General features: G+C 73.6%; 24 protein-coding genes. 5 read left to right on the top strand and 19 right to left on the bottom strand.

The features are described from left to right. Positions 1-43 precede the first annotated feature (43 nt). Entirely contained in the window at positions 44-217 is a 174-nt protein-coding gene (locus AC07B0_RS00855; protein ID WP_037917023.1) for a thiazolylpeptide-type bacteriocin, read from the bottom strand. A gap of 178 nt (positions 218-395) precedes the next feature. On the opposite strand from AC07B0_RS00855, the gene AC07B0_RS00850 reads away from it, so the two are divergent. Further along, the gene (locus AC07B0_RS00850) at positions 396-1,652 is read left to right on the top strand and encodes an amidohydrolase (protein ID WP_356871852.1); all 1,257 of its coding nucleotides are present in this window, start codon (positions 396-398) and stop codon (positions 1,650-1,652) included. 44 nt (positions 1,653-1,696) lie between these two features. On the opposite strand, the gene cynS is transcribed toward AC07B0_RS00850, so the two are convergent. Together cynS and AC07B0_RS00840 are read right to left on the bottom strand one after the other, a co-directional pair. After that, on the bottom strand, positions 1,697-2,167 hold the full coding sequence (cynS, locus tag AC07B0_RS00845) for a cyanase (protein WP_356871854.1): 471 nt from the start codon (positions 2,165-2,167) through the stop codon (positions 1,697-1,699). Positions 2,168-2,204: 37 nt separating this feature from the next. Next, a complete protein-coding gene (locus AC07B0_RS00840; protein WP_478896055.1) occupies positions 2,205-2,792 on the bottom strand; it encodes a carbonic anhydrase in 588 nt (195 codons plus the stop codon). Positions 2,793-2,916: 124 nt separating this feature from the next. Here AC07B0_RS00840 and cynR point away from each other — a divergent pair, with 124 nt between their 5' ends. Then, positions 2,917-3,828 carry a transcriptional regulator CynR gene (gene cynR, locus AC07B0_RS00835; RefSeq protein WP_478896054.1) on the top strand — a complete coding sequence of 304 codons (912 nt, stop codon included), beginning with the start codon at positions 2,917-2,919 and terminating at the stop codon, positions 3,826-3,828. A 45-nt stretch (positions 3,829-3,873) separates the two neighbouring features. On the opposite strand, the gene AC07B0_RS00830 is transcribed toward cynR, so the two are convergent. From AC07B0_RS00830 to AC07B0_RS00800, 7 genes are all read right to left on the bottom strand, one after another. After that, on the bottom strand, positions 3,874-4,113 hold the full coding sequence (locus AC07B0_RS00830; protein ID WP_356871861.1) for a DUF6296 family protein: 240 nt from the start codon (positions 4,111-4,113) through the stop codon (positions 3,874-3,876). A gap of 130 nt (positions 4,114-4,243) precedes the next feature. Continuing rightward, a complete protein-coding gene (locus AC07B0_RS00825; protein WP_478896052.1) occupies positions 4,244-5,086 on the bottom strand; it encodes an ATP-binding cassette domain-containing protein in 843 nt (280 codons plus the stop codon). Continuing rightward, complete coding sequence (locus AC07B0_RS00820; RefSeq protein ID WP_478896051.1) at positions 5,083-6,075, bottom strand: ABC transporter ATP-binding protein; 993 nt, start codon at positions 6,073-6,075, stop codon at positions 5,083-5,085. The genes AC07B0_RS00825 and AC07B0_RS00820 overlap by 4 nt, the downstream gene beginning before the upstream one ends. Beyond that, positions 6,072-6,986 (bottom strand): ABC transporter permease, encoded by a 915-nt coding sequence (locus AC07B0_RS00815; protein WP_356871867.1) that lies wholly within the window; start codon positions 6,984-6,986, stop codon positions 6,072-6,074. Before AC07B0_RS00815 ends, AC07B0_RS00820 begins: the two co-directional genes overlap by 4 nt. Continuing rightward, a complete protein-coding gene (locus AC07B0_RS00810; RefSeq protein WP_469384233.1) occupies positions 6,983-7,969 on the bottom strand; it encodes an ABC transporter permease in 987 nt (328 codons plus the stop codon). Before AC07B0_RS00810 ends, AC07B0_RS00815 begins: the two co-directional genes overlap by 4 nt. After that, a complete protein-coding gene (locus AC07B0_RS00805; protein ID WP_478896048.1) occupies positions 7,966-9,630 on the bottom strand; it encodes an ABC transporter substrate-binding protein in 1,665 nt (554 codons plus the stop codon). The genes AC07B0_RS00810 and AC07B0_RS00805 overlap by 4 nt, the downstream gene beginning before the upstream one ends. 126 nt (positions 9,631-9,756) lie before the next feature. Beyond that, positions 9,757-11,427, bottom strand: coding sequence for an amidohydrolase (locus tag AC07B0_RS00800; protein WP_469384235.1), 1,671 nt, complete (start codon positions 11,425-11,427; stop codon positions 9,757-9,759). A 128-nt stretch (positions 11,428-11,555) separates the two neighbouring features. On the opposite strand from AC07B0_RS00800, the gene AC07B0_RS00795 reads away from it, so the two are divergent. Then, positions 11,556-12,251, top strand: a complete 696-nt coding sequence (locus AC07B0_RS00795; RefSeq protein WP_356871875.1) for a TetR/AcrR family transcriptional regulator — start codon at positions 11,556-11,558, stop codon at positions 12,249-12,251. Between the two features lie 62 nt (positions 12,252-12,313). Further along, entirely contained in the window at positions 12,314-12,895 is a 582-nt protein-coding gene (locus tag AC07B0_RS00790) for a YdeI/OmpD-associated family protein (protein WP_356871877.1), read from the top strand. An 18-nt stretch (positions 12,896-12,913) separates the two neighbouring features. Here AC07B0_RS00790 and sigJ read toward each other — a convergent pair whose 3' ends face one another. The 6 genes from sigJ to AC07B0_RS00760 all read right to left on the bottom strand — a co-directional run bounded on the left by sigJ (position 12,914) and on the right by AC07B0_RS00760 (position 17,969). Next, positions 12,914-13,732: an RNA polymerase sigma factor SigJ gene (sigJ, locus tag AC07B0_RS00785; protein ID WP_478896687.1), complete on the bottom strand. Its 819-nt coding sequence runs from the start codon at positions 13,730-13,732 to the stop codon at positions 12,914-12,916. Between the two features lie 118 nt (positions 13,733-13,850). Continuing rightward, positions 13,851-14,444 (bottom strand): HutD/Ves family protein, encoded by a 594-nt coding sequence (locus tag AC07B0_RS00780; RefSeq protein ID WP_478896046.1) that lies wholly within the window; start codon positions 14,442-14,444, stop codon positions 13,851-13,853. Positions 14,445-14,473: 29 nt separating this feature from the next. Continuing rightward, a complete protein-coding gene (locus AC07B0_RS00775; RefSeq protein ID WP_478896044.1) occupies positions 14,474-15,907 on the bottom strand; it encodes a VWA domain-containing protein in 1,434 nt (477 codons plus the stop codon). 48 nt (positions 15,908-15,955) lie between these two features. Continuing rightward, positions 15,956-16,714, bottom strand: a complete 759-nt coding sequence (locus AC07B0_RS00770; protein ID WP_478896042.1) for a hypothetical protein — start codon at positions 16,712-16,714, stop codon at positions 15,956-15,958. A gap of 158 nt (positions 16,715-16,872) precedes the next feature. Continuing rightward, entirely contained in the window at positions 16,873-17,076 is a 204-nt protein-coding gene (locus AC07B0_RS00765) for a cold-shock protein (RefSeq protein WP_030228921.1), read from the bottom strand. 230 nt (positions 17,077-17,306) lie between these two features. Beyond that, positions 17,307-17,969, bottom strand: coding sequence for an NADPH-dependent F420 reductase (locus tag AC07B0_RS00760; RefSeq protein ID WP_478896040.1), 663 nt, complete (start codon positions 17,967-17,969; stop codon positions 17,307-17,309). Between the two features lie 198 nt (positions 17,970-18,167). Here AC07B0_RS00760 and AC07B0_RS00755 point away from each other — a divergent pair, with 198 nt between their 5' ends. Beyond that, positions 18,168-18,623, top strand: a complete 456-nt coding sequence (locus AC07B0_RS00755) for a hypothetical protein (protein ID WP_356871889.1) — start codon at positions 18,168-18,170, stop codon at positions 18,621-18,623. An 81-nt stretch (positions 18,624-18,704) separates the two neighbouring features. Here the strand turns inward: AC07B0_RS00755 and AC07B0_RS00750 are convergent, their stop codons facing one another. The 3 genes from AC07B0_RS00750 to AC07B0_RS00740 all read right to left on the bottom strand — a co-directional run bounded on the left by AC07B0_RS00750 (position 18,705) and on the right by AC07B0_RS00740 (position 22,090). Then, entirely contained in the window at positions 18,705-20,066 is a 1,362-nt protein-coding gene (locus tag AC07B0_RS00750; protein WP_356871891.1) for an FAD-dependent oxidoreductase, read from the bottom strand. A gap of 174 nt (positions 20,067-20,240) precedes the next feature. Next, positions 20,241-21,383 carry a hypothetical protein gene (locus AC07B0_RS00745; RefSeq protein ID WP_478896038.1) on the bottom strand — a complete coding sequence of 381 codons (1,143 nt, stop codon included), beginning with the start codon at positions 21,381-21,383 and terminating at the stop codon, positions 20,241-20,243. Next, the gene (locus AC07B0_RS00740; RefSeq protein WP_478896036.1) at positions 21,380-22,090 is read right to left on the bottom strand and encodes an ankyrin repeat domain-containing protein; all 711 of its coding nucleotides are present in this window, start codon (positions 22,088-22,090) and stop codon (positions 21,380-21,382) included. Before AC07B0_RS00740 ends, AC07B0_RS00745 begins: the two co-directional genes overlap by 4 nt. Positions 22,091-22,179: the final 89 nt, after the last annotated feature.

The following is a 22,179-nucleotide window of genomic DNA, read 5'->3' as shown; positions in this document are numbered from 1 at the left end:
CCCCGCGCAGGTGGGGTCCGGGGCATCCGTGTGCGCGCTCGGGTCAGGCGCTGCAGGAGGTGGTGCTGGTGGTGGAGGAGCAGGTCGAGGTGGAGCTGCAGCTCGTGGAACCGGCGAGCACGACCTCGCTGGCGTCCGAGTAGTCCGAGATCTCGAAGGTCTCCGACTCCAGCTCCAGGATCTCGTCGGCGAGCGAGGCCAGCGGCGACTTCTGCATGGGGACTCCTTGGGTTGGGCGGTCGCCGGACGGGTGACCGCTACCGTCGTTCTCTGGTGCTCCTCCAGGAAAGCCGGTCGCGACGTCACATCACCCGCTCATCTCCTGTCATACCGCTGACAGGAAGTGTCAGCGGTATGACGCACCCGGCCGGAGCCGATGCCCGAGGATGGGCGGCATGACCGTCTCCACCCCGTACCCGGAACTGCCCGCGCTCCTGCGGCCGCTGACCGCCTTCTACCTGGACCTGCACCGCAACCCGGAGCTCTCGGGTGAGGAGGTCCGCACGGCCGGCGCCTTCGCCGGGTGGCTGGAGTCCGCCGGGTACGAGACCACGCGCGGGATCGGCGGCCACGGGGTGGCCGGGGTCCTGCGCCGGGGCGCGGGGCCGACGGTGATGCTGCGCGCCGAACTGGACGCGCTGCCCGTACGGGAGACGACCGGGCTGGCGTACGCGAGCGAGGGCCCGGTCGCGCACGCCTGCGGGCACGACCTGCACCTGGCGGCGGCCGCCGGGACGGCCTCGCTGCTGGCCGGTCCGGACGCGCCGCACTGGCGGGGCACGCTGATCGTGGTCGGGCAGCCCGCGGAGGAGACCCTGGAGGGTGCGCGGGCGATGCTCGCGGACGGGCTGTACGAGCGCGTCGGCCGCCCGGACGCCGTCCTGGCCCAGCACTCCGCCCCGCTGCCGGCGGGCATGGTCGCGCACGCGTACGGGCCGGTGACCGCCGGCAGCGTCACCTTCCGGGTCGTCGTCCACGGCCGCGGCGGGCACGCGGGGGCCCCGCACCTGACGGTGGACCCGGTGGTGACCGCCGCGCACCTGGTGACCCGGCTCCAGACGGTGGTGGCCCGTGAGGCGGCCCCGTCCGAGCAGGTGGCCGTCACCGTGGGCTCGTTCCGGGCGGGCGAGCGCGCCGCGATCGTGCCGGAGCGGGCCGAGCTGGGAATCACGGTACGGGCGGCCGGTGAGGCGGCGCTCGCGCGGGCCGCCGCCGGGGTCGAGCGGATCGTCCGCGCCGAGTGCGCCGCCTCGGGCTGCCCGCGGGAGCCGGAGATCGTCCGTGAGAGCGCCTCTCCCGTCACCCATCCCGATCCGGCGACGACTGCGGCGGTCCGCGACGCCCACACCGCGCGGTTCGGTGCGCAGCGGGTGGCGATGTGGCCGCCGTCGCTCGCGACCGAGGACTTCGCGCTGTTCGGCGACGCCGGGCGGGAGGTGCACGGCGCCGAGGGGGTCCGGCTGGCCTACTGGATGCTGGGCGCGATCGGTCCGGCGGCCTGGGCGGCCGCGCCCGGGGAAGGCGCCGCGGGCAAGCTGGCGTCGCTTCCGGCCAACCACGCCCCGGACTTCGCCCCGGACGTCCGCACGGCGCTCCCGGCCGGGGTCACCGCGCTGACGGAGGCCGCGCTGACCTGCCTGGCCCGGACCTGACGGCCCTGCGGCTCAGCGGCTCAGCGGCTCAGCCGCCCTGCGGCCTAGAAGGGCTTGGTCGGCAGGTACTTGCCGTCGAGGGTGATGACGGCGCGCTCGCCGCCGTCGGGGTCGGCCACCTTCTTGACGTCCAGCCGGAAGTTGATGGCGCTGATGATGCCGTCGCCGAACTCCTCGTGGACGAGGGCCTTGAGGGTGGTCCCGTAGACCTGGAGCATCTCGTGGAAGCGGTAGACGGTCGGGTCGGTGGGGAAGGCGCCGGGGACGCCGCCGCGGGTCGGAACGGTCTGCAGCCACAGCGCGGCGTCGTCGTCCAGGCCGAGGAGTTCGCAGACGGCCCGGGCGGCGGGTTCGGGCAGCGGGTGCTGGCCGAGTACGGCGGCGGTGACGAAGGCCACGGACAGGCCGGTGACGTCGGCGATCTGGCGCCAGGTCAGGTCCTTGCGGATCTTGGCGGCCACGGCGGCGTCGGCGAGCTCGCGGCGGACGGTGGTGTCGAACAGGGCGTGCGGCATGGGAAGGGAATCCTTTCGGAGGGGGACGGGTGGGGGTTCAGGCGGCGAGGGCGGGCGGGCCGTCCGCGGTGTCGAGCTGTTCGACCGCGCCCGTGGGGATGTCGTAGACCCAGCCGCGCAGGGTGAGGGTCCGTTCCGCGAGGGCGCGGGCCACCGAGGGGTGGGTGGCGAGGTTCGCCAGCTGGGCCCGGACGTTCTCCCGTACGAGGGAGTCCACTCCCCCGGCGGTGCGGGCCAGGGAGGCGTCCGCGTGGCGGAGCCAGCCGGCGACCGCCGGTGCGGCGCTGAGGTCGTGCCGTTCGGCGAGGGCGGTCATCGCGCCGCAGGCGGAGTGCCCGCACACCACGATGTCGGTGACGCCGAGGACGGCGACGGCGTACTCGATGCTGGCCGCGACCCCGTCCGGAGCCGGGGTGTGGGCGGGGACGAGGTTGCCCGCCGTGCGGATGACGAACAGCTCGCCCGGTTCGCTCTGGGTGATCAGTTCGGGTACCACCCGGGCGTCGGAGCAGCCGATGAAGAGGGCGGGCGGGCGGTGGTGGTGCTCCAGATCGGCGAAGAGCTTCGCCTTGGCGGGAAAGACGTCGTGCCGGAAACGCGCGACGCCCTCGGTCAGGCCGTGCATGGTCACTCCCCGGTGTTGGGATCCGCCCCGTGGGGCTGACGTGTTCCACCATGCATGAGCTGTGGTCATAGTGTCCAAGACGGAAAATCCATGAACATCATCGATGGCATCTATAGTTGTTGTCATGGCTCCGGAACTGCGTCACCTGCGCTACCTGCTCGCGGTCGCCGAGCACCACAGCTTCACCCTCGCCGCGCAGGAGCTGCGGATCTCGCAGCCCACCCTCTCCCAGCAGATCAAGCAGCTGGAACGGACCGTGGGGGTACAGCTGCTGGACCGCGGCGGCCGTACGGTGCGCCTCACCGACGCGGGCGAGGCCTACGCCGAGCACGCGCGCCGCGCGCTGCGGGACCTCGCGGCCGCCGAGCGCGCCGTCCACGACGTCGCCGACCTGTCCCGCGGCCACCTGCGGCTGGCGATGACGCCCACCTTCACCGCGTACCTGCTCGGCCCGCTGCTCGCCGCCCTCCACGCCGCCCACCCCGGCGTCACCGTGGACGTGCGGGAGCTGGCCCAGGACCGCATCGAGGCCGGGCTGCTGGCCGACGGCCTCGACCTCGGCATCGCCTTCGACGGCCCCCACCCGCCGGGCATCGCCGCCACCGCGCTCTACACCGAGACCCTCGGCCTCGTCGTCGCCGGCCCGGCCCCCGCCGGGCCGCCGGACCCGCTGCCCGTCGCACGGCTGGCGGAGCTCCGACTGGCGCTGCTGAGCGGGGACTTCGCCACGCGGACCCACATCGACGCCTACCTCGCCGCCCACCGGGTCCGGCCGCGCGTCGCGGTCGAGACGGACTCCGTCCAGGCGCTGACGGAGCTGGTGCGGCGGACGGGTCTGGCCACCGTCCTGCCCGACGCCGTCACGGACGACCATCCCCGGCTGACCCCGGTCCCGCTGGTCCCGGCCCTGCCGCCGCGGACGGTCACCCTGCTCCGGCGCGACGGCGGCTACCTGAGCGCCGCCGCCCGCGCCTTCACGACACTGGCCCGGGACCTGGTCGTCGCCCGCGGGTACGCCCCGGCGGGCGCACCCTGACGGCCCGGCCGGCGACCGGGGAGGCCCGAACCCCCGGCGGCGGCGTCAGGAGGGGTTCTCCTCCACGGAGCGGGCCACCACCCGGCGCAGGGGGGCCTGCTGGGCTCCCGTGGCCAGCATGCGGACCTCGCCCCGGTCACTGATCTCGGCGCGCACGATGCCGGTCGCGTCCGTGTACACCGGGTGGCCTCCCGGCCCCTTCGCCTCCGTCCGGTCCACGAGCACGACGTCCTGACCTCGTCCCTCGCTGTCGGGGAACACCAGCTCGTACCGTTCGGCACTCATTCGTCCACTCCCGTCGCAGGCCGCCCTCCCATGGTGAGCCGCCGCGGGCGGCCCCGCACGGCGTGATGGGCCGCGCGGGCGCCGCTCCGGTGGGCCGGCGGTGGTGACGGGCGCCGCTCCCCCTCGCCCGTCAAGGCGCCCGGAGGTCCAGGCCGCGGCGCCGGCGGCTGATGGAGTCCGGGTCCCAGCCCGGGCGGGGTACGGACGCCAGCAGGAGCCGGGTGTACGGGTGCTGGGGGTCGCCGAGCAGGTCGGCGACGGGGCGGTGTTCCATGGTCCGGCCCCGGTACATGACGAGCGCCTCGTCGCAGACGTAGCGGACCACCGCCAGGTCGTGGCTGACGAAGACGAGGCCGATCCCCGTGCCGCGCCTGATGTCGGTGAGCAGGTTCAGCACCTGCGCCTGTACGGACACGTCCAGGGCGGAGACGGCCTCGTCGAGGACGAGGACGGCCGGTTCGACGGCCAGGGCCCGGGCGATGGCGGCGCGCTGGCGCTGGCCGCCCGACAGGTGGCGGGGCAGTGCGGCCGCTTCGCGGTCACCGAGGCCGACCTGGGCGAGCAGGGCGCGGACCCGGTCCGCCCGTGCGGCGGGATCGCGGGATCCGTGCAGGCGCAGGACCCCGTCGAGGGTCGCGCCGATGGTGATCCGGGCGTCGAGGGAGAGGTAGGGGTCCTGGAAGACGATCTGGACGGCCTTGGCGCGGGCCAGCCGGGCGGCCTTCCCGCGTACGGACGGGGCGAGCGGCTGGCCCTGTACGAGGATCCGTCCGGCGTCGGGGCGTTCGAGGCCGATCAGCATCCGGGCCGTGGTGGTCTTGCCGGATCCGGATTCGCCGACGATGCCGAGCGCTCCGCCGGGGGGCAGGGTGAACGACAGGTCGTCGACGGCGACGACGGCCGAGGAACCGGTTCCGTACGTCTTGCGCAGGCCGTTGACCTGGAGCAGGGCGGGAGCGGGCGGGCTGGTCACCTGGTCTCCTGGTGCGCGTGCGGGGTCAGGGTGAGTTCGCCGGCGCGGTGGCAGGCGGCACGGGACGGGCCGTGCGCCTGCAGGGCGGGCACGGACCGGTCGCAGCGGCCGGGCTCGGCGAAGGCGCAGCGGGGTGCGAAGGCGCAGCCGGGGGCGGATTCCGTCAGGCCCGTCGGGGCGCCGGGGATGGGGGTGAGGCGGCCGGACGGGTGGCCGTCGAGGGGTGGCGAGGAGGCGATCAGGCCGGCGGTGTAGGGGTGGCGGGGTGCGGTGAACAGCTCGGTGACGGGGGCGGTTTCGACGATCCGGCCCGCGTACATGACGTAGATCCGGTCGCTGACGGAGGCGGCCAGTTCGACGTCGTGGGTGATGAGGAGCAGTCCGAGGCCGCGTTCTCGCCGGAGGCGGCCCAGGACGGCGAGGATCTCCGCCTGGGTGCTGACGTCGAGGGCGGTGGTCGGTTCGTCGCACAGCAGCAGGCGCGGTTCGGCGGTGAGCGCGGCGGCGATCACCACGCGCTGGAGCATGCCGCCGGACAGCTCGTGCGGGTACTGGCGCAGGTGGCGGGCGGGGTCGGGCAGGCCGACCGCGCCGAGGAGTTCGGCGGCCCGGGTCAGGGCGCGGTCCTTGGTCCAGCCGTGGACGAGGCGCAGCGATTCGGTGAGGAAGTCCCCGACGCGGCGGACCGGGTTGATGGCGGCCCGGGGATCCTGGTAGATCATCGCCGCCTTGGCGGTGCGCACCTCGCGCAGGCGCGCGGTGTCCGCGCCGACCAGGTCGGTGCCGTCGACGAGGACGCGGCCGGTGACCTCGGCGCCGGCGGGGAACAGGCCGAGTGCGGCGCGGGCGGTGACGGACTTGCCGGACCCTGATTCGCCGACCAGGGAGACGGTTTCGCCCGCGCCGACGTGGAGGCGGATGCCGTCGAGGACCGGGCGGGCCGTGCCGGGCAGGGTGACGCGCAGGTCCTCGTACTGGAGCAGGGTCATCGGGAGTCCCTCCCCGCGAGTTGGTCGCCGAGGTTCTCCCCGACGACGTTGAAGGCGACGACCACGACGACGACCGCGACGGCCGGGACGATCGCGGAGAGCGGCTGTCCCTGGAGGACGGCGGCCTGCCCCTGGTTGATCATCGCGCCCCAGTCGGGGGTCGGCGGCTGGACGCCGAGTCCGAGGAAGGAGAGGGCGGCGAGGTCGAGCAGTGCGTAGCCGAAGTTGACGGCCGACTGGGCGAGCAGGGTGGGGGCGATGTTCGGCAGCATCGCGCGGACGGTCACGAAGAGCGCGGAGTGGCCCTGTACGCGGTAGGCCGCGACGTAGGGCCGGGCCTTCTCCTGGAGGGCGAGGCCGCGGACCAGGCGTGCGGTGTAGGGCATGTAGGCGAGGGACATGGCCAGGACCGGGGCGGTCGTCCCCTTGCCGAAGAGGGCGACCGCGAGGATCGCCAGCAGCAGTGCGGGGAACGCGAACACGACGTCGAGGACCCGGCCGGCGAGGGCGTCGGCCCAGCCGCCCCGCCACGCGGTGAACAGGCCCACGGCGATGCCCGCGACGGTGGAGAACAGGACGACGGCGAGCGGGCCGACGAGGCTGGTCCGGGCGCCGACGAGGAGCGCCGAGAGGGTGTCGTGGCCGCCCTGCCCGGTGCCCAGCCAGTGGCCCGGGCCGGGGCCGAGGAGCGTGTCGCCGAGGCTGCCGAACTCCGGGTCGTGCGGGGCGATCCAGGGTGCGGCCAGCGCGACCGCGACGAACAGGAGCAGGATCAGCAGGCAGGCCCGCTGGAGCCGGCTGCCGCCGAGGACGCGCAGGCGGGTGAACCGGGGGCGGCGGGCGCCCGCGGCCGGGACGGCCTGCGGCGTGCCGGGGGCGGCGGGCGCGAGGTGGGGGGCGGGTGTCTTCACCGGGCGCTCCCCGCCGCCGCCGTACGCGGATCGATCAGGGGGTGGAGCAGGTCGACGAGGGCGTTGACCACGACGAACGCGGCCACGACCAGCAGCACGATCGCCTGGACGACCTGGAAGTCCAGCTGGTCGACCGACTGCACGAGCAGGGAGCCCACGCCGGACATCCCGAAGGCGGTCTCCACGATCGCGGTGCTCACGAGCATCCCCGAGACCAGGAGCGCGGAGACGGTGACGATCGGTCCGAGCGCGTTGCGCAGGACGTGCCGGCGGATGACGGTCCGGCGGGGCGTCCCCCGGCTGAGGGCGACCTCGACGTGTTCGCGGCGCAGTTCGTCGAGCATGGCGGAGCGCGTCACGCGGGTCACGAGGGCCATGAAGGTCACCGACAGGGCGAGGGCCGGCAGGAGCACGTGGTGCAGCCGGTCCCAGGGGCCGGCGCCGTTGCCGATCGTCGGGAACCAGCCCAGGCGCACGCCCAGGACGGAGCGCAGCAGCAGGGCGACGACGAAGGCGGGTGCGGCCGCCCCGACGGTGACCGCCAGCATCAGCGCCCGGTCGGTGCGGGTGCCGCGGCGCAGGGCTCCGACGACGCCCGCACCGACGCCCGCGACGGCGATCATCAGGGCCGCGGTGGACACCAGGAGCAGGGACGCGGGCAGCCGCGACCAGATCACCGCCGCCACGTCCTGGTGGAAGAGGTGGGAGCGGCCGAAGTCCCCGCGCAGGACGCCTTCGAGCCAGTTCCAGTAGCGGACCGGGAAGGGCTCGTCGAAGCCGTACTGGCGGCGGATCTCGGCGAGTTGCTCCGGGCCGGGGCTGCGGCCCCGGACCAGGAAGCTCGCGGGGTCCCCGGGGGCGAGGTAGAGGGAGGAGAACACCAGGAAGGAGGTCACCCACAGGGTGGCGGCCATGCCGGCCAGTTTGCGCAGGACCCGTCCGGCACGGGCCGACACCGCCGCGGCGGCGGCCTTGCCCGTCATCCCCTGGCCCCGATCTCGGCGGCCCACGGGTAGTAGAGGTAGGCGATGGAGGGCTGGACGCCGGTGATGCGCTTGCCGAGGAAGACGCTGACGGGCTGGGTGTAGAGCGGCAGCCAGGGCAGTTCGCGCAGGGCGATCCGCTGGGCCTCGGCGTTGGCGGCCGCGTGTTCGGCCGGGTCGTGGGCGGCGACGGCCCGGTCCACGGCGGCGTCGAAGGCGGGCTCGGACCAGCCGCCGTAGTTGCTGAACGCGCCGGTGCGCAGGGAGCCGTACATGTCGAGCGGGTCGGTGATCGAGGTGTACCAGAAGGTGAGGAACAGGTCGATGCCCTCGCGGGCGGCCGGGTCGGTGAACAGCGTCGAGTACTTCTCGGCGGAGACGCTGTCGATCTGCGGGGTGAGTCCGATGGCCGTGGCGGCCTGGGCGACGGCCTGGGTGATGATGGTCGTCTGGGAGTCGAGCGGGCTGGTGGCGATCACGACCTTCTGCCCGGAGACCCCGGCCTCGGCGGCGAGCGCCTTGGCCCCGGCCGGATCGTAGGGGTATTTTTGCAGGTCCTTCAGGAGGGCCTCGCGGGCCGCGGCGGGCGCCTCGTTCCACATGTTGTCGGTGACGAGGGAGTCGGCGACCTCCCCGGCCCCGCCGGCTCCGGCCTTGACGATGCCCTTGCGGTCGATGGCCATGAGGAGGGCCCGGCGGACGCGGACGTCACCGAGGGGTCCCTTGAGGTTGCCGACCACCTCCTGGGCGACGGTGGTGTTGCGGCCGAAGTAGAGCGTTCCGGCCCGGGTCGAGCCGAGTTGGGCGTACGAGTTCGGCGGGACCATCCAGCCGCCGTCGACCTCGCCGCTCTGGAAGGCGTTGACGCGGGTCGTCGCGTCGGTCAGGAAGACGAACTTGACCTCGCCGGACTTCGCCTTGAGGTCCTGGTTCCAGTAGCCGTCGAAGCGCTTGAGGGTGAGCGACTGGCCGGAGGTCCAGGAGCCGAAGGAGAAGGGGCCGGTGCAGTTCACCCCGGTCCGCGGGTTCCCGTAGTCCTTGCCGGACTTGGCGAGGGTGGCGGCGGATTCCACCGTGCCAGGGCTGGCCGCGAGGTACTTGTTGAAGGTGGAGTCCGGCTGGGACAGGGTGACGGTCACCTCCAGGGGGCCGGTCCGGTCGACGGAGGTGACGTTCCTGAAGGGGTAGGCCCAGACGGAGGCGACCTGCGGGTCGAGGTTGCGGCGCAGCGAGGCGACGACGTCGTCCGCGGTGAGCTCGGTCCCGTCGTGGAAACGGACGCCGGGGCGGATCTGGTAGACCCAGGTGGTGGGGGTGGGGTTGGCGTACGAGGTGGCGAGGTTCGGGGAGGTCGTCAGGTCCGGGTTCCAGCGGAGCAGGCCCTCGCAGACGTTGGCGAGGATCTGGTTGGGCGGGTAGTCGAACGAGTAGGCGTAGTCGATGGTCGCCGGTTCGGCGAAGGTCGACCAGGTGAAGGAGTCCACGGCTGCGGTGGCGGCGGGCGTGCGGTCCGTGATCCGGAAGGCGGTGGCGGGTTCCTCCGCGGGGCCCGCGGTGCCGCTGCACGCACTGGTGACGAGTACCGCGGCCGCCGCGAGGCAGGCTGCCGCGGTGTGCCGGATCCGGCTGGGGCGGGTCGCTCTCGGTCGGGCTGATGGCATGGTCTGGCTCCCTGAGGGGTGAGCGTGTGGGGTACGTGTGCACGGCCGGTGGCGGCCCGGCCGGTCCCGCCGGGTGCGCGGGGCGGAGCGGGAGGTGGGGCGGGGGGTGGGCCGGAGGGCGGGGGCTCAGCCGGCGGCCGCGTGGACCTGTTCGCCCTCCAGGTAGGTGCGGCGGACGCGGGTGGCGGCGATCTCCTGGGCGGGGTGCTCGAAGGGGTCCCGGTCGAGGACGGCGAGGTCGGCGTACTTGCCCGCTTCGATGGTGCCGGTGACCCCGTCGAGGTGGTTCACCCAGGCGCTGCCGGCGGTGTAGGCGGTCAGGGCCTGGGCCAGGGTCAGCGCCTGTTCCGGGAAGAAGGGCCTGCCCGGGTCCTGTTCGGGCACCTGCCGGTTGACGGCGACGTGGATGCCCTCCAGGGGGTCGGGGCTGCTCACGGACCAGTCGCTGCCGGCGACGAGGCGTGTGCCGGCGCGGTGCAGGTCGCCGAACGGGTATTGCAGGGCGGCGCGTTCGGGTCCCAGGAAGGGGATCGTCAGCTCGTCCATCTGCGGTTCGTGGGCGGCCCACAGGGCCTGGATGTTGGCGGCCGCGCCGAGCCGGGCGAAGCGGCCGATGTCGTCCGGGTGGACGACCTGGAGGTGGGCGAGGTGGTGGCGGTTGTCGTTGGCGCCGTTGGCCGTGCGGGCCGCTTCGAGGGCGTCCAGCACCTCGCGGACGGCCCGGTCTCCGAGGGCGTGGAAGTGGAGCTGGAACCCGGACCGGTCGAGGAGGCGCACCGCCTCGGTGAGCAGCTTCGGTTCGATGAAGCTGAGCCCGGAGTTCGCGGTGGCGCAGCCGCATCCGTCGAGGTACGGGTCGAGCATGCCGGCGGTGAAGTTCTCGGCGATGCCGTCCTGCATGATCTTCACGCTGGTGGCGCGGAAGCGGCCGGCCCGTCCGGTGCGGCGGCGTTCCTCCAGTTCGGGGATCTGTTCCAGGCCGCGTTCGCGGTCCCACCACAGGGCGCCCACGACGCGGGCCCGCAGGGATCCCTCGCGGGCCGCCCGCAGGTAGACGTCGTGGTTGTCGGGGTTTCCGGGGAAGGCCCCGATCATGGCGTCCTGCCAGCCGGTGACGCCGAGGGAGAAGAGGTGCTCCTGGGCGGCCAGCAGTCCGGCGTGGGACTCGTCGGGGGTCGCGAGGGGTACGTGGCGGGCGACGAGGTCCACCGCGCCCTCCTGGAGGGTGCCGGCCGGGCTTCCGTCGGGTTCCCGCTCGATCCGGCCGTCCGCGGGGTCGGGGGTGTGGCGGTCGACTCCCGCGAGGCGCAGGGCCCGGGTGTTGACCCAGGCTCCGTGGCCGTCGCGGTTGGTGAGCAGGACCGGCCGGTCCGGGACCACCGCGTCGAGCAGGGCGCGGGTGGGGGTGCCGCCGGGGAAGACGTCCATCGACCAGCCGCCGCCGCGGATCCAGGCCGCTTCCGGGTGGCTCCGGGCGTGGTCGGCCACCACCTTCAGGTAGCCGTCGAGTGAGTGCTGCCCGCTGAGGTCGCAGCCGAGCATCTGCACCCCGGCCACCACCGGGTGGACGTGGGCGTCCTGGAACCCCGGGACGAGCAGGCCGCCTTCGAGGTCGACCACCTCGGTGGTCCGGCCGGCGAGGGCGCGGACCCCGCTGTCGTCGGAGACGGCCAGGACGCGGCCTCCCCCGATGGCGACGGCCGCCCTGACGGGGGCGTCGCCGGTCCCGGTGAAGACCTTGCCCCCCACGAAGACGGTGTCGGCCCGCTGGGTGTCGCGCTGCCTGGTGTCGGACATCGGCGCATCCTCCGGCTCGGCGGGCGGGGCCCGCACGGCGTGTTGTTGAGGAGGAGTGAACGGGAGCGCAACATTGTTGTCAACGGTGTTGCGCTGGCTCTGTTCCACATCGTTACACTGGCCGCACCATGCCGAAGTCATCCGACACACCCGCCCGGTCCAAGCGCGCCGGCAGTCAGCTCACGCCCGACGCGATCATCGAAGCGAGCCTGCGCATCGCGGCGCGCGGCAGCCAGGACGCGTTCACCGTCCGGCGTCTCGGCGAGGAGCTGGGCGCCGACCCGACCGCGATCTACCGGCACTTCCGCGACAAGGACGAGCTGCTGCTGTCGGTCGCCGACCGCACGCTCGGCGAGGTCCTCGACAGCATCCCCGAGGGCCTCGGCTGGAAGGACCGGCTGCGCGCGCTCGCCGCCGGCTCCCTGGAGGTCGCCCTCAAGTACCCGGTGGTCGGCTCGACGATGGCCAGCCGCACCACCCGCAGGCCCAACGAGTTCCGCGTCGTCGAGCTCATCCTCGGCGCCGTGCGCGAAGCGGGGCTCGACGGCGCCGAGGCCGCGGTCCACTACCGGATGGTCGGCGACTCCCTCCTCGCGTACGTCGGCCAGCGCGCCGCCTACCTGCTGTTCGACCCGGACGTCCGGGCGGCCGACGAGTCCTCGTGGAGCCGCGAGTACCGCCTGGTCGACGCCCAGGGGTTCCCCCACATCACCCGGCTGAGCACCGAGCTGGCCGAGGTGACGGACGAACAGATCTTCCTGGTGCGCGTCGAGGCCCTGATCACCGCGATCGAGACCCGGGCGCAGGCGCTCCGCGCACGGTAGGCGGAACACCGCTCGACGACAGGACTGACGACAGGACTGACGACACCGCCTAGCCTGGCGCCATGGACGAGATCGACGGGGTGGACATCATCGCCTTCGCGGACGCCGCGGCGTTCGAGGGCTGGCTGGCGGAGCACTGGACGCGCGCGGAGGGCGTCTGGGTGAAGGTGGGGAAGAAGAGGTCGGGCATCCCCTCGGTCACCGACGACGAGCTGGTCGACATCGGGCTCTGCTACGGCTGGATCTCCGGGCAGCGCCGCTCCCTCGACGAGCGGTGCTACCTCCAGCGGTACGTGCCGCGCCGCCCCCGGAGCCTGTGGTCGAAGGTGAACGTGGACAAGGTCGCCGCGCTCACGGCGGCGGGCCGGATGCGCGAGCCCGGGCTGGCCGAGGTGCGCCGGGCGCAGGCGGACGGCAGGTGGGAGGCGGCGTACGCGTCGCAGAAGACGGCGGAGCCGCCGCCGGACCTGGTGGCCGCGCTCGAAGCGGACCCCCGGGCCCGGGAGGCGTTCGGGGCACTGGACCGGACCGGCCGCTACCAGCTGATCCTGCCGCTGCTCCAGTCCCTCACCCCGCAGGCGCGGAGGGCCCGCCTCGAACGGGTCCTGCGCACGCTGACGGGCGGCGGCGCGGAGTCCCTGTGACCCCGCGCCGGGGCGGCGTCACGCCCGCTCGGGGTCCGTCCCGCTCAGGCCGCGGAGCTTGTCGGGGTTGATCTGGAGGCGGAGGTTGCGGAGCTTGCCGTGCTCCAGGTCGAAGGTGACCGCTCCCATGGGGGTGCCCCCGGCGAGGGCGAGGAGGCCCAGTTCGCCGTTGATGACGGCCGGAACGGTGGTGACGGGGGCCATCTCGGGCTTCTTCAGCACGCCCACCAGCCAGCGCGCCACCTTGTCCGGTCCGTACAGCGGGCGGAGCGCCGCCCTGACCTTGCCGCCGCCGTCCGACCAGGCGGTGACGTCGGGGGCGAGCATCTCCATGACGGCGTTCAGGTCCCCGCCCGCGCACGCGCTGATGAACCGGGCCGTGACCGCCTCGCGCTCCGCGCTGTCGGTGTCGTAGCGGGGGCGGCGGGACTGGACGTGCTTGCGGGCGCGGTGGGAGATCTGCCGGACCGTGGGCTCCGGGCGCTCCAGCACCTCGGCGATCTCCGCGTGCGAGTAGCCGAACACCTCGCGCAGCACGAAGACCGCGCGCTCGACGGGTGCGAGGGTCTCCAGGACGACCAGCATCGCCGTCGACACGCTCTCCGCGACTTCCTGTCCCTGCGCGGCGTCGGGCGCCGTCAGCAGCGGCTCGGGGAGCCAGGGGCCGACGTACTCCTCGCGGGTGGCCCGGGCGGAGGTGAGCCGGTTCAGGGACAGGTTGGTCACCGTGCGCACCAGGTACGCCTTGGGGTGACGGACCTCCGAGCGGTCGGCCTTGTGCCACGTCAGCCAGGCGTCCTGGACGATGTCCTCGGCGTCGGCGACGCTGCCCAGCATGCGGTAGGCGGTGGCGAACAGGAGCCTGCGGTGTTCCGCGAAGGGGTCCTGGTCCGTTTCGGTCTCGGTCACCGGGCGATTCTGCCCGCACCGCCTCCGGCCTGCAAGATCGAACTCACTACCCGGTGGTCCTCAGGCGTACCAGGGCCGCCCGGGCCGTGGTGCGGACCAGGCCGGTGAGCGGGCCGGTCGCCAGGAGCGCGTCGTACGGCGCCAGTTCGGCGGGCGGGCCCGGCGGGTCGGTGCGGTCGAAGGCCGCCGGGCCGTCGAGGGCGACGAGGAGGACCGTCTCGTCCGGTGCCACGACGAGGTCCAACTCGCCGCGTACGACGGCGGTCCGGGCCTCGGTGCGGTCCCGCCGGTACATCACGTTGAAGTTGACGACGGGTCCGTCCAGGAGCCGGCAGTCGGTGGGCCGGTCCCCGGGGAAGTGCCGGGGTGCGTAGCGTTCGCCGACCAGGCGGCGCTCCCCCGCGACGGTGAGGTCCATGCCCGCCCCCTCGGCGAGGGTGAGCGTACGGTCGACGCCCGGGAACACCGAGAAGGGGCCGTCGGCGTCCACCTCGGCGAGGCTGACGCGCCAGGCGAAGTCGGCCGTGCCGGCGTGCTCGGGCCGTGCCGCGATCTCGCGGGTGACTCCCCCGCCGTTCTTCCAGGGCGTGGCGGTGCGGTCGGCGGCGCGCAGGATCCTGAGGCCGGCGGGGGTGCTCACGAGGGTCTTCCTTCTTTCGGGGTGCGCGTTCAGCGCAGGATGCCGGCCTGCCGGGCGGCACGCAGCCAGGACGGGAACTCGGACAGCAGCCGGTCGTACAGCTCGGGGTCGGAGACCTGGTCGATGTCGTCGACGGCGAAGAACCCGACGTTGTCGACGCGGCGGCCGGGCATGGTGTCGAAGCGTTCGAGCACGCCGAATCCGGCGCGCCCGAGGCCGACGAACTGCCAGAACACCGGTTCCTCCACGGCGGCCCGCAGTTCCCGTTCGATCTCGTCGTTGCGGTAGACGCCGCCGTCGGAGAAGAACAGCACCAGGGTCGGGACGGACGACGACTGGGTGCGGACGAAGTCCCGCACCTCGGCGATGACCTTCTGCTCCTCGTTCTGGAAGCCGACGGCGCGCATGTCGACCTGGCCCGGCTGGAGCCCCTTGGGCGGCTTCTTGCGGCCGAAGAGGCTCATCTGGCCGACGCGCACGTGCAGGCGCAGCCAGTCCGGGAGGTCACCGATCGCGAGGTCGGGCAGTCGGGCCGGGTTCGTGGCGAAGGTCCACGCCTGCATCTCGCCGTCGTCGTCGAGCTGTGCGGCCACGGCCGCCATGCGCTCGACGACGCCCGCCACCGTACCGCGGGAGTAGAGGGCGCTCATCGAGCCGGAGGCGTCGAGGACGAGGATCACGCGGGCGGTGACCCCGGTGGCGCCGGCCTTGCTCAGGCTGACGGCGACCTGCTGCTTGCGCAGCGAGAGCCGTTTGCGCATGTCGACGGGGAGCCACTCCTCGCCCTTGACCAGCCGTACCGCGGAATCGGCGGGCGGGGCCGCGGGGGTGACGGCCGGTGAGGCGGGAGCGGCCCGCAGGTAGGGGGAGGTGGCTGGGGCGGGGGCTGGGGCGGGGGCGCGGACGGGCGCGGGAGCCGGTACGGGCGCGGCGGCCGTGGTGGGGGGTTCGTCGTCGACGGTGATCCCGAAATCGGTCGCGAGACCGGCCAGGCCGCTCGCGTAGCCCTGCCCCACCGCCCGGAACTTCCACGCGCCGGCCCGCCGGTAGAGCTCACCGCTGACGAAGGCGGTCTCGGCCCCGGCGGTCATGTCGAAGCGCGCCAGCTCGGCCCCCGAGGCCGAGTCGAGGAGCCGCAGGTGCAGGCCGGGGACCTGCCCGAACGTCCCGCCGTCGGCGGAAGCGCACAGGGCGACGCGTTCGACGTCCGCCCCCAGGGCGGCGAGGTCCACCTCCAGCGCGTCCGCGCCGGGTCGCTTCCCGAGGTGGCGTACGGACCCCGAGGCGTGTCTCGGCTGGTTGTAGAACACGAAGTCACCGTCGGAACGGACCCGGCCGCCGCTGGTCAGCAGCAGCGCCGAGGCGTCCACGTCCGGCACGCCGGGGCCGGCGGACCAGCCGAGGACGGCGCGGACGGAGGGTGCCGCGACGGGCAGGTTGGCGCCTTTGCTCAGTGTCGTCACGACGGACAGTCTGCCCGGAGGTGTGCCGCTCCAGGTAGCGGTCGTGGCTCAGGAGGCCCGTCGGGTGGTGTGCGGGAGCGTGAGCCGGGCCGGACGCTCCAGCTCCTCTCCGGCGCCCTCCGGGGCGTCGGTGTCGAGGGCCCGGACCTCCAGCGGGGAACTTCCCGTGGGGCCGGTGGCGGTGGCGCGCAGCCGGTACCGCTCGGTGCGCACGGCGTCCCGGTCGAGGGGCGAGCCGCCGACGTGGAGGGCGTACGGCTTGAAATCGTTGGCGATGCGCAGCTCGACGGGGTTCCAGCGGCCCGTCGCCGGGTCCCGGCGTTCGAGGACCAGGGAGGCCGCCGGGCCGGGGAGGTCGCCCGGGGCCGGTCCGAAGGACTCCGTCTGGAAGGTGAGCAACAGGTGCCGGTAGGCCCGGGTGTTGCCGTTGCGCAGGGTCAGGGTGAATTCCTGGGCCGGACCGCCCCGCACCAGGCGGAGTCCGCCGCCCCGGGTGCTCACCGACAGGGAAAGGCGGGTGGCGGGGGCCGGGGAGGAACGGAGCGGCGGCGCCGCGGCCGGGTTCGTCGCGGCGGTGGTCACGGGGGCCGCGGTCACCGGCGCCGGGGCCGACGGGGACGCCGCGGTGGGCGTCGCGGCGGGCGTCGCTGCGGTGCTCGCGCCGGACGGGGCCGGGGAGACCGGGGCAGCCGGGGAGGCCGGGGCGGAGAGGGACGACGGGCCCGGCCGCAGGTCCGTGCAGCCCGTCGCCGGCAGGAGCGGCACCAGCAGGACCGCGGTGACGAGGAGACGGGGTCTGACGTGCATGGGCGGCCTCCTGGGGGCTCCGGGTGCCGGAGAACGTAGCAAGGAGGCGGGCCGCCTGCGGAGGGCCGGGCGATGACGCTTCGGTCACGGTGTGGAACGAGCCGGGGCCCGCACCGTCGGTGCGGGCCCCGGCCCTCGTGTACCGCGCGTCCCGAAGGTCAGGCGGGAACGATGTTCTCGGCCTGCGGGCCCTTCTGGCCCTGCGTGACGTCGAAGTTCACCTTCTGGCCTTCCTGAAGCTCACGGAAGCCCTGGGTGGCGATGTTCGAGTAGTGGGCGAACACGTCGGCGCCGCCGCCGTCCTGCTCGATGAAGCCGAAACCCTTTTCCGCGTTGAACCACTTCACGGTGCCGGATGCCATATGGATTCTCCTTCGGGGCTGTACCCGGGGCCGCACTGTGCGGACACCGGAGTCGACGTGATGTTTGACCCGTCCGAAAAGCATCCGGAAATAAAAAGTGCACCCGCCGGGCAATCCGACGGGAGCACTTGAAATATTTGGGAACCACACCCGCAACTGGATCTTACCGTAGCACAGGGAATCCCTTCGGACGCGGAGAGTTACCGCGTCCGGGCGTACGGTTTGCGAGCTCAGCCGCGGAATTCCTCCGGGCGCACCGGGGAGGCCTCGGCCAGCGCCTTGACGACGGCGTCGGTGCCCGCGCGCAGCCCGTAGACGGGGGTGTTCGGCTGCTGCCGCCAGGATTCGTCGATGCCGCCGGCGTCGACGGTGTCGAAGCCGAGCTCGTCGATCAGGTCCCGGACGGTCTTCTTGGCGCGCTCGTCGTCGCCGGCGACGGGGAGGGCGATGCGCTCCGGGTCTCCGGCCGGGCGGGGCCGCGTGAGGATGTCCTCGGCGTAGGTCCCGTTGAAGGCCTTGACCACGGGGTGACCGAGGTGCTGTTCGGTCCAGCGGCTCTCGGTCCGGCCCTCGTCCTCGATGGCGGCGATGCGGCCGTCGCGCTGCTGCGGGTAGTAGTTGCCGGTGTCGATGACGACGAAGCCCTCGGCGGCCCCGTCGAACACCCCGGAGGGCAGGTCGGGCACGTTCTTGAAGGGGATGGTGACCACGACGACCTCCGCGCCGCGGGCCGCTTCGGCGACCGTGACGGGGGTGGCTCCGGTCTCCTCGGCGAGGGCGGTCAGGGTCTGGGGGCCGCGGGAGTTCGCGACGGAGACCTGGTGTCCGAGGGTGGTGAGCCGACGGGTGAGATTGCCGCCGATGTTGCCGGCGCCGATGATGCCGATCTTCATGAGCTCTCCAGTGCGTACGTTCGGATATCGCCTCCGCCCCAACCGCGACGACTCCCCCGGCATTCCGGCGATCCCCCGTACGAACGAATTCCGGCCATTCCCCGGACGGAAAGAACCGGCGGGTGCGGGAGGCCGTCCTCAGGGGCAGTGCCAGTGACCGCAATGGCACGCACTCAGCACGGGGAAAGGTTCTGATCCATGTTCACGTTCTCCAAGCGCACCACCTCCCTCGCCGTCGCCGCCACCGCGGGAGCGGCCGCCCTCGCGTTCGCCGTCGCCTCCGGCACGTCCGCGACCGCCGCGGCTCCCCCGTCCGTCTCGGGCAGCCCCGAGGGTGCGTTCACCCGGATCGCCGACTTCTACGGCTCCTACATCGACGCGGTGTACGAGGGCGACGGCAGGACGGCCGACCAGCTGCGCGCCTTCTACCTCTCCGAGCCCCTCCAGCGGGAGCTGGAGCGGTGGGAGGAGACCAACCACGCCAACGGGGTGCTGCGCGCGCAGAACGTGCCGACGCGGTGGAAGGTGACGTCCACGGGCAGCGGGATGGGCAAGACGAACGCGACGGTCACCCTGACCTGGGGCAGCGACACGACCGAGATCCGCGTCCAGGCCGACCTGAAGACGAAGAAGCTCGTCTCCATCACGGACTGATCCGGTCCGCCGGTGGACGACTGTGGGGCCCGCCGGCGGCGGGCCCCACAGTCGTCCACCGGGCCCGTGGCCCCGCGGGTGTTACGCGCCGCTCGCCTTCAGCATGCCCTCGCGCTCCACGATCTTCACGCGCTCGCGGCCCTCGGCCTCGCCGAGCGCCTTCTCGGCGGCGTCCAGCTTGTACCAGCCGTCCCAGGTGGTGAAGCGGACCTGGCGCTCGGCCAGGAAGGCCTCCACCGCAGCCGGTTCGGGCGTGGACGGGGTGAGCAGCCGGCCTTCGGCGTGGTCGGCCAGCAGGTTGGCGACGGTCTCGTTGGCGTCGCCCTTGGTGTGGCCGATGAGGCCGATCGGACCGCGCCGGATCCAGCCCGTCACGTACGTCGAGGCCAGGTGCTCGCCGTTCTCGATGACACGGCCGCCCTCGTCCGGCACCGTGCCGGACTCGACGTCCCAGGGGAGCTTGGGGAGCTCGTCGGAGAGGTAGCCGACCGCGCGGTAGACGGACTGGACGTCCCACGTGGTGAACTCGCCGGTGCCCTTGACGTTGCCCGTGCCGTCGAGCTCGGTGCGCTCGGTGCGCAGGCCGACGACCTTGCCGTCCTCGCCGACTATCTCGGCGGGGGACTCGAAGAAGTGCAGGAAGAGCTTGTGCGGGCGGTCGCCGATGTCGCGGATCGCCCAGTTCTCCAGGGTCTTGGCGACCATGTCCGCCTGCTTGTTGGAGCGGCGGGTGGTGATCGAGCCCTCGTCGTAGTCGATGTCCTCGGGGTTGACGATGACCTCGATGTTGGGCGAGTGGTCGAGCTCGCGCAGCTCCATCGGGCTGAACTTCGCCTGCGCCGGGCCGCGGCGGCCGAAGACGTGGACCTCGAGCGCCTTGTTGGCCTTGAGGCCGTCGTAGACGTTGGCCGGGATCTCGGTCGGCAGCAGTTCGTCGGCCGTCTTCGCGAGGATGCGGGCCACGTCGAGGGCGACGTTGCCGACGCCGAGGACGGCGACCTTCTCGGCCTCCAGGGGCCAGGTGCGCGGGACGTCGGGGTGGCCGTCGTACCAGGAGACGAAGTCCGCGGCGCCGTAGGAGCCGTCGAGCTCGACGCCGGGGATGCTCAGGGCGCGGTCGGCGGTCGCACCGGTGGAGAAGACCACCGCGTCGTAGAACGAGTGCAGCTCGTCGAGCGAGATGTCGTTCGGGTAGTCGACGTTGCCGAAGAGGCGGACCTGGGGCTTGTCCAGCACCTGGTGCAGGGCCGTGATGATGCCCTTGATGCGGGGGTGGTCGGGTGCCACCCCGTAGCGGATGAGGCCGAAGGGCGCCGGCATCCGCTCGAAGATGTCGATGGACACGCCGGGAGCGGCAGCCGCCTCGGACTTCAGCAGCGCGTCGGCGGCGTAGATGCCGGCGGGGCCGGCACCGACGATGGCTACCCGCAGGGAGCGAGGCATGACTGGGTTCCCTTCGACCGAAAATCGGACTGATCAAGGGAAACCCTAAACTAAGGACACCCTAACCCGGCACTCACCCCCTGGTTATGACGTCATAACCCGATGTTATGGCTTACCAAAGGCTGACTTTGGGCTGACAGCGGCGGGCCGGACCGGGGTGCCCCGAGGGCCCGTTCACAACACCGCGATGCCCAGCGGGCGGCTGCCCGCGGGGAGCCGCCGGGTCCCTCCCGTGGTCAGGTCGACGACCGTGATGCCGTTCCAGTACCCGTCCCGGGTGAAGCCGCCGGTCACGTAGGCGGTCTTCCCGTCGCGGGAGACCGCCACGTCCTCGTGGGGACCGCTCAGCGGGTGGACCCGCTCGGTCCCGTCCGGGGAGCGGACCGTGAGCGAGGGCCCCGCGCCGTCCCCGTCGACGGCCCCGGTCCCGACCACCAGGAGGCGGCCGTCCGGTGTGACCGCAGCCCCGTGCTGGTGGGTGTTCGCCGTCATGGGTTCGACGGTGGTGCGCCCGGTGCGCGGATCGACGACGGCGAGCCGTTCGCCCTCGAAGGGGAGCAGCAGCATGCCGTCGGCGGGCCGGACCGCCGCGTAGTGCGGCTTCAGCCAGGAGCCGAGCCCGCCCTCGGTGCCGTACGGGGCGACCTCGATGCGGCGGGGCCGGAGCGTGTCCGCGGCGACGGCGGTGACGTCGAAGGAGTCGTGGCCGGTGACGTAGACCTCGCCACCGTCGCGGGAGACGTCGACGTCGAAGGGACGCCGGCCGACGGGCACGGTGGCGGTGACCTCGCCGGCGGCCGTGTCGATGACCTCCAGCACGCCGTGGGCGCCGGGCACGTTCACCCCGACGTACGCGTGCGCACCGTCCGGCGAGAGCGCGATGCCCATGCCCCCGCCCCGGTACTCGCCGCCGGTGGCCGGGCCGGTGGCGGTCCGGTACGGGACGAGCGCGGTCCGGGTGCGGGTGCGGGTGTCGACGACGGCGACGCCCTCGGCCGTGGCCACCCAGGCGCGGCCGTCCGCGCCGACGGCCAGGCCGTACGGGGCCCTGCCGACGGGGACCGACGCGACCGGGCCGCGCAACGGGTCCACGAAGGTGACGCCGCCGGCGCCGAAGTCGGCCACGAGCAGGGTGCCGGCCGGGGTCGGGGACGCCGCCGGGAGCGGGGCGGCCGGGGCGACGGCCGGGGCCGGGGCGGCGGCGTCCCGGCCGGGGTCCGCGCCGGCGCAGGCGCCGAGCAGCAGGGCCGCGGAGAGCACGGCGAGGACCGTACGGGGGGTGCGGGGGATGCGGACCGCGCGGTCGGAGCGGTTCACCGTCCGGCTCCCGGCTCCGCGGCGGCGCCCGGCCGTAGGCCGGGGCGGGGGTCCGGCTGCGGGCCCCGCCGTGGGCCCTGTCCCGGGTTCGGCCCCGGTGCCGCGTCCGGGCGTGCCGCGGCGGCGAGCAGGCGGGCCATGCCGTCGAAGCCGAGCCGGACGGCGTGGGCGTGGGCGGTCACTCCGGCGAGGTCGGCCAGGGCCGGGTCGGCGCCCGCCGCCAGGAGCAGCCGGACGACCTCCTCGTGGCGCGGCCCGCCGTCGCCGAGGATCACCGCCTCCAGCAGCGCGGTCCAGCCGAGCCGGTTGACGTGGTCCACGTCCACGGCGGTCTCCTCCAGCACGGCGCGTACGTAGCCGGTGTGGCCGCGCTCGGCGGCCGGGATGAGGGAGATCCCGCCGAACCGGTTCAGCTGCTTCAGGTCCGGGCCTGCGGTCAGCAGCAGCCGCATCATCCGCACGCTGCCGGTGACTCCGGTGACCAGCCAGGGGCTGTCCGCCCGGGCGTCGGCGGCGTCCGGGTCGGCCCCGGCCGCGAGGAGGACCCGGGCCGCTTCGAGGTGGTCGCCGAGCACGGCGAGGAGGAGCGCGGTGCGCAGCTGGTCGTCCCGCGCGTCCACGGCGGCTCCGGCGGCGAGCGCGGCGCTCACCGCGGCCCCGTCGCCGCGGGCGGCGGCGTCCAGCAGCGGTCGGTCGTGTGGGTTCATGGTGTCCCTCCGGATCCGGGGCGGGAGGTGCCGGTGCCCGCTCCCCGGTTCCATGCTGGCCCCGCTCCCCCGGTCCGGCGGTCGGCCCT

This window comes from Streptomyces sp. NPDC044704 (assembly GCF_056433525.1).
This window is presented reverse-complemented; position numbering and strand designations above follow the sequence as displayed.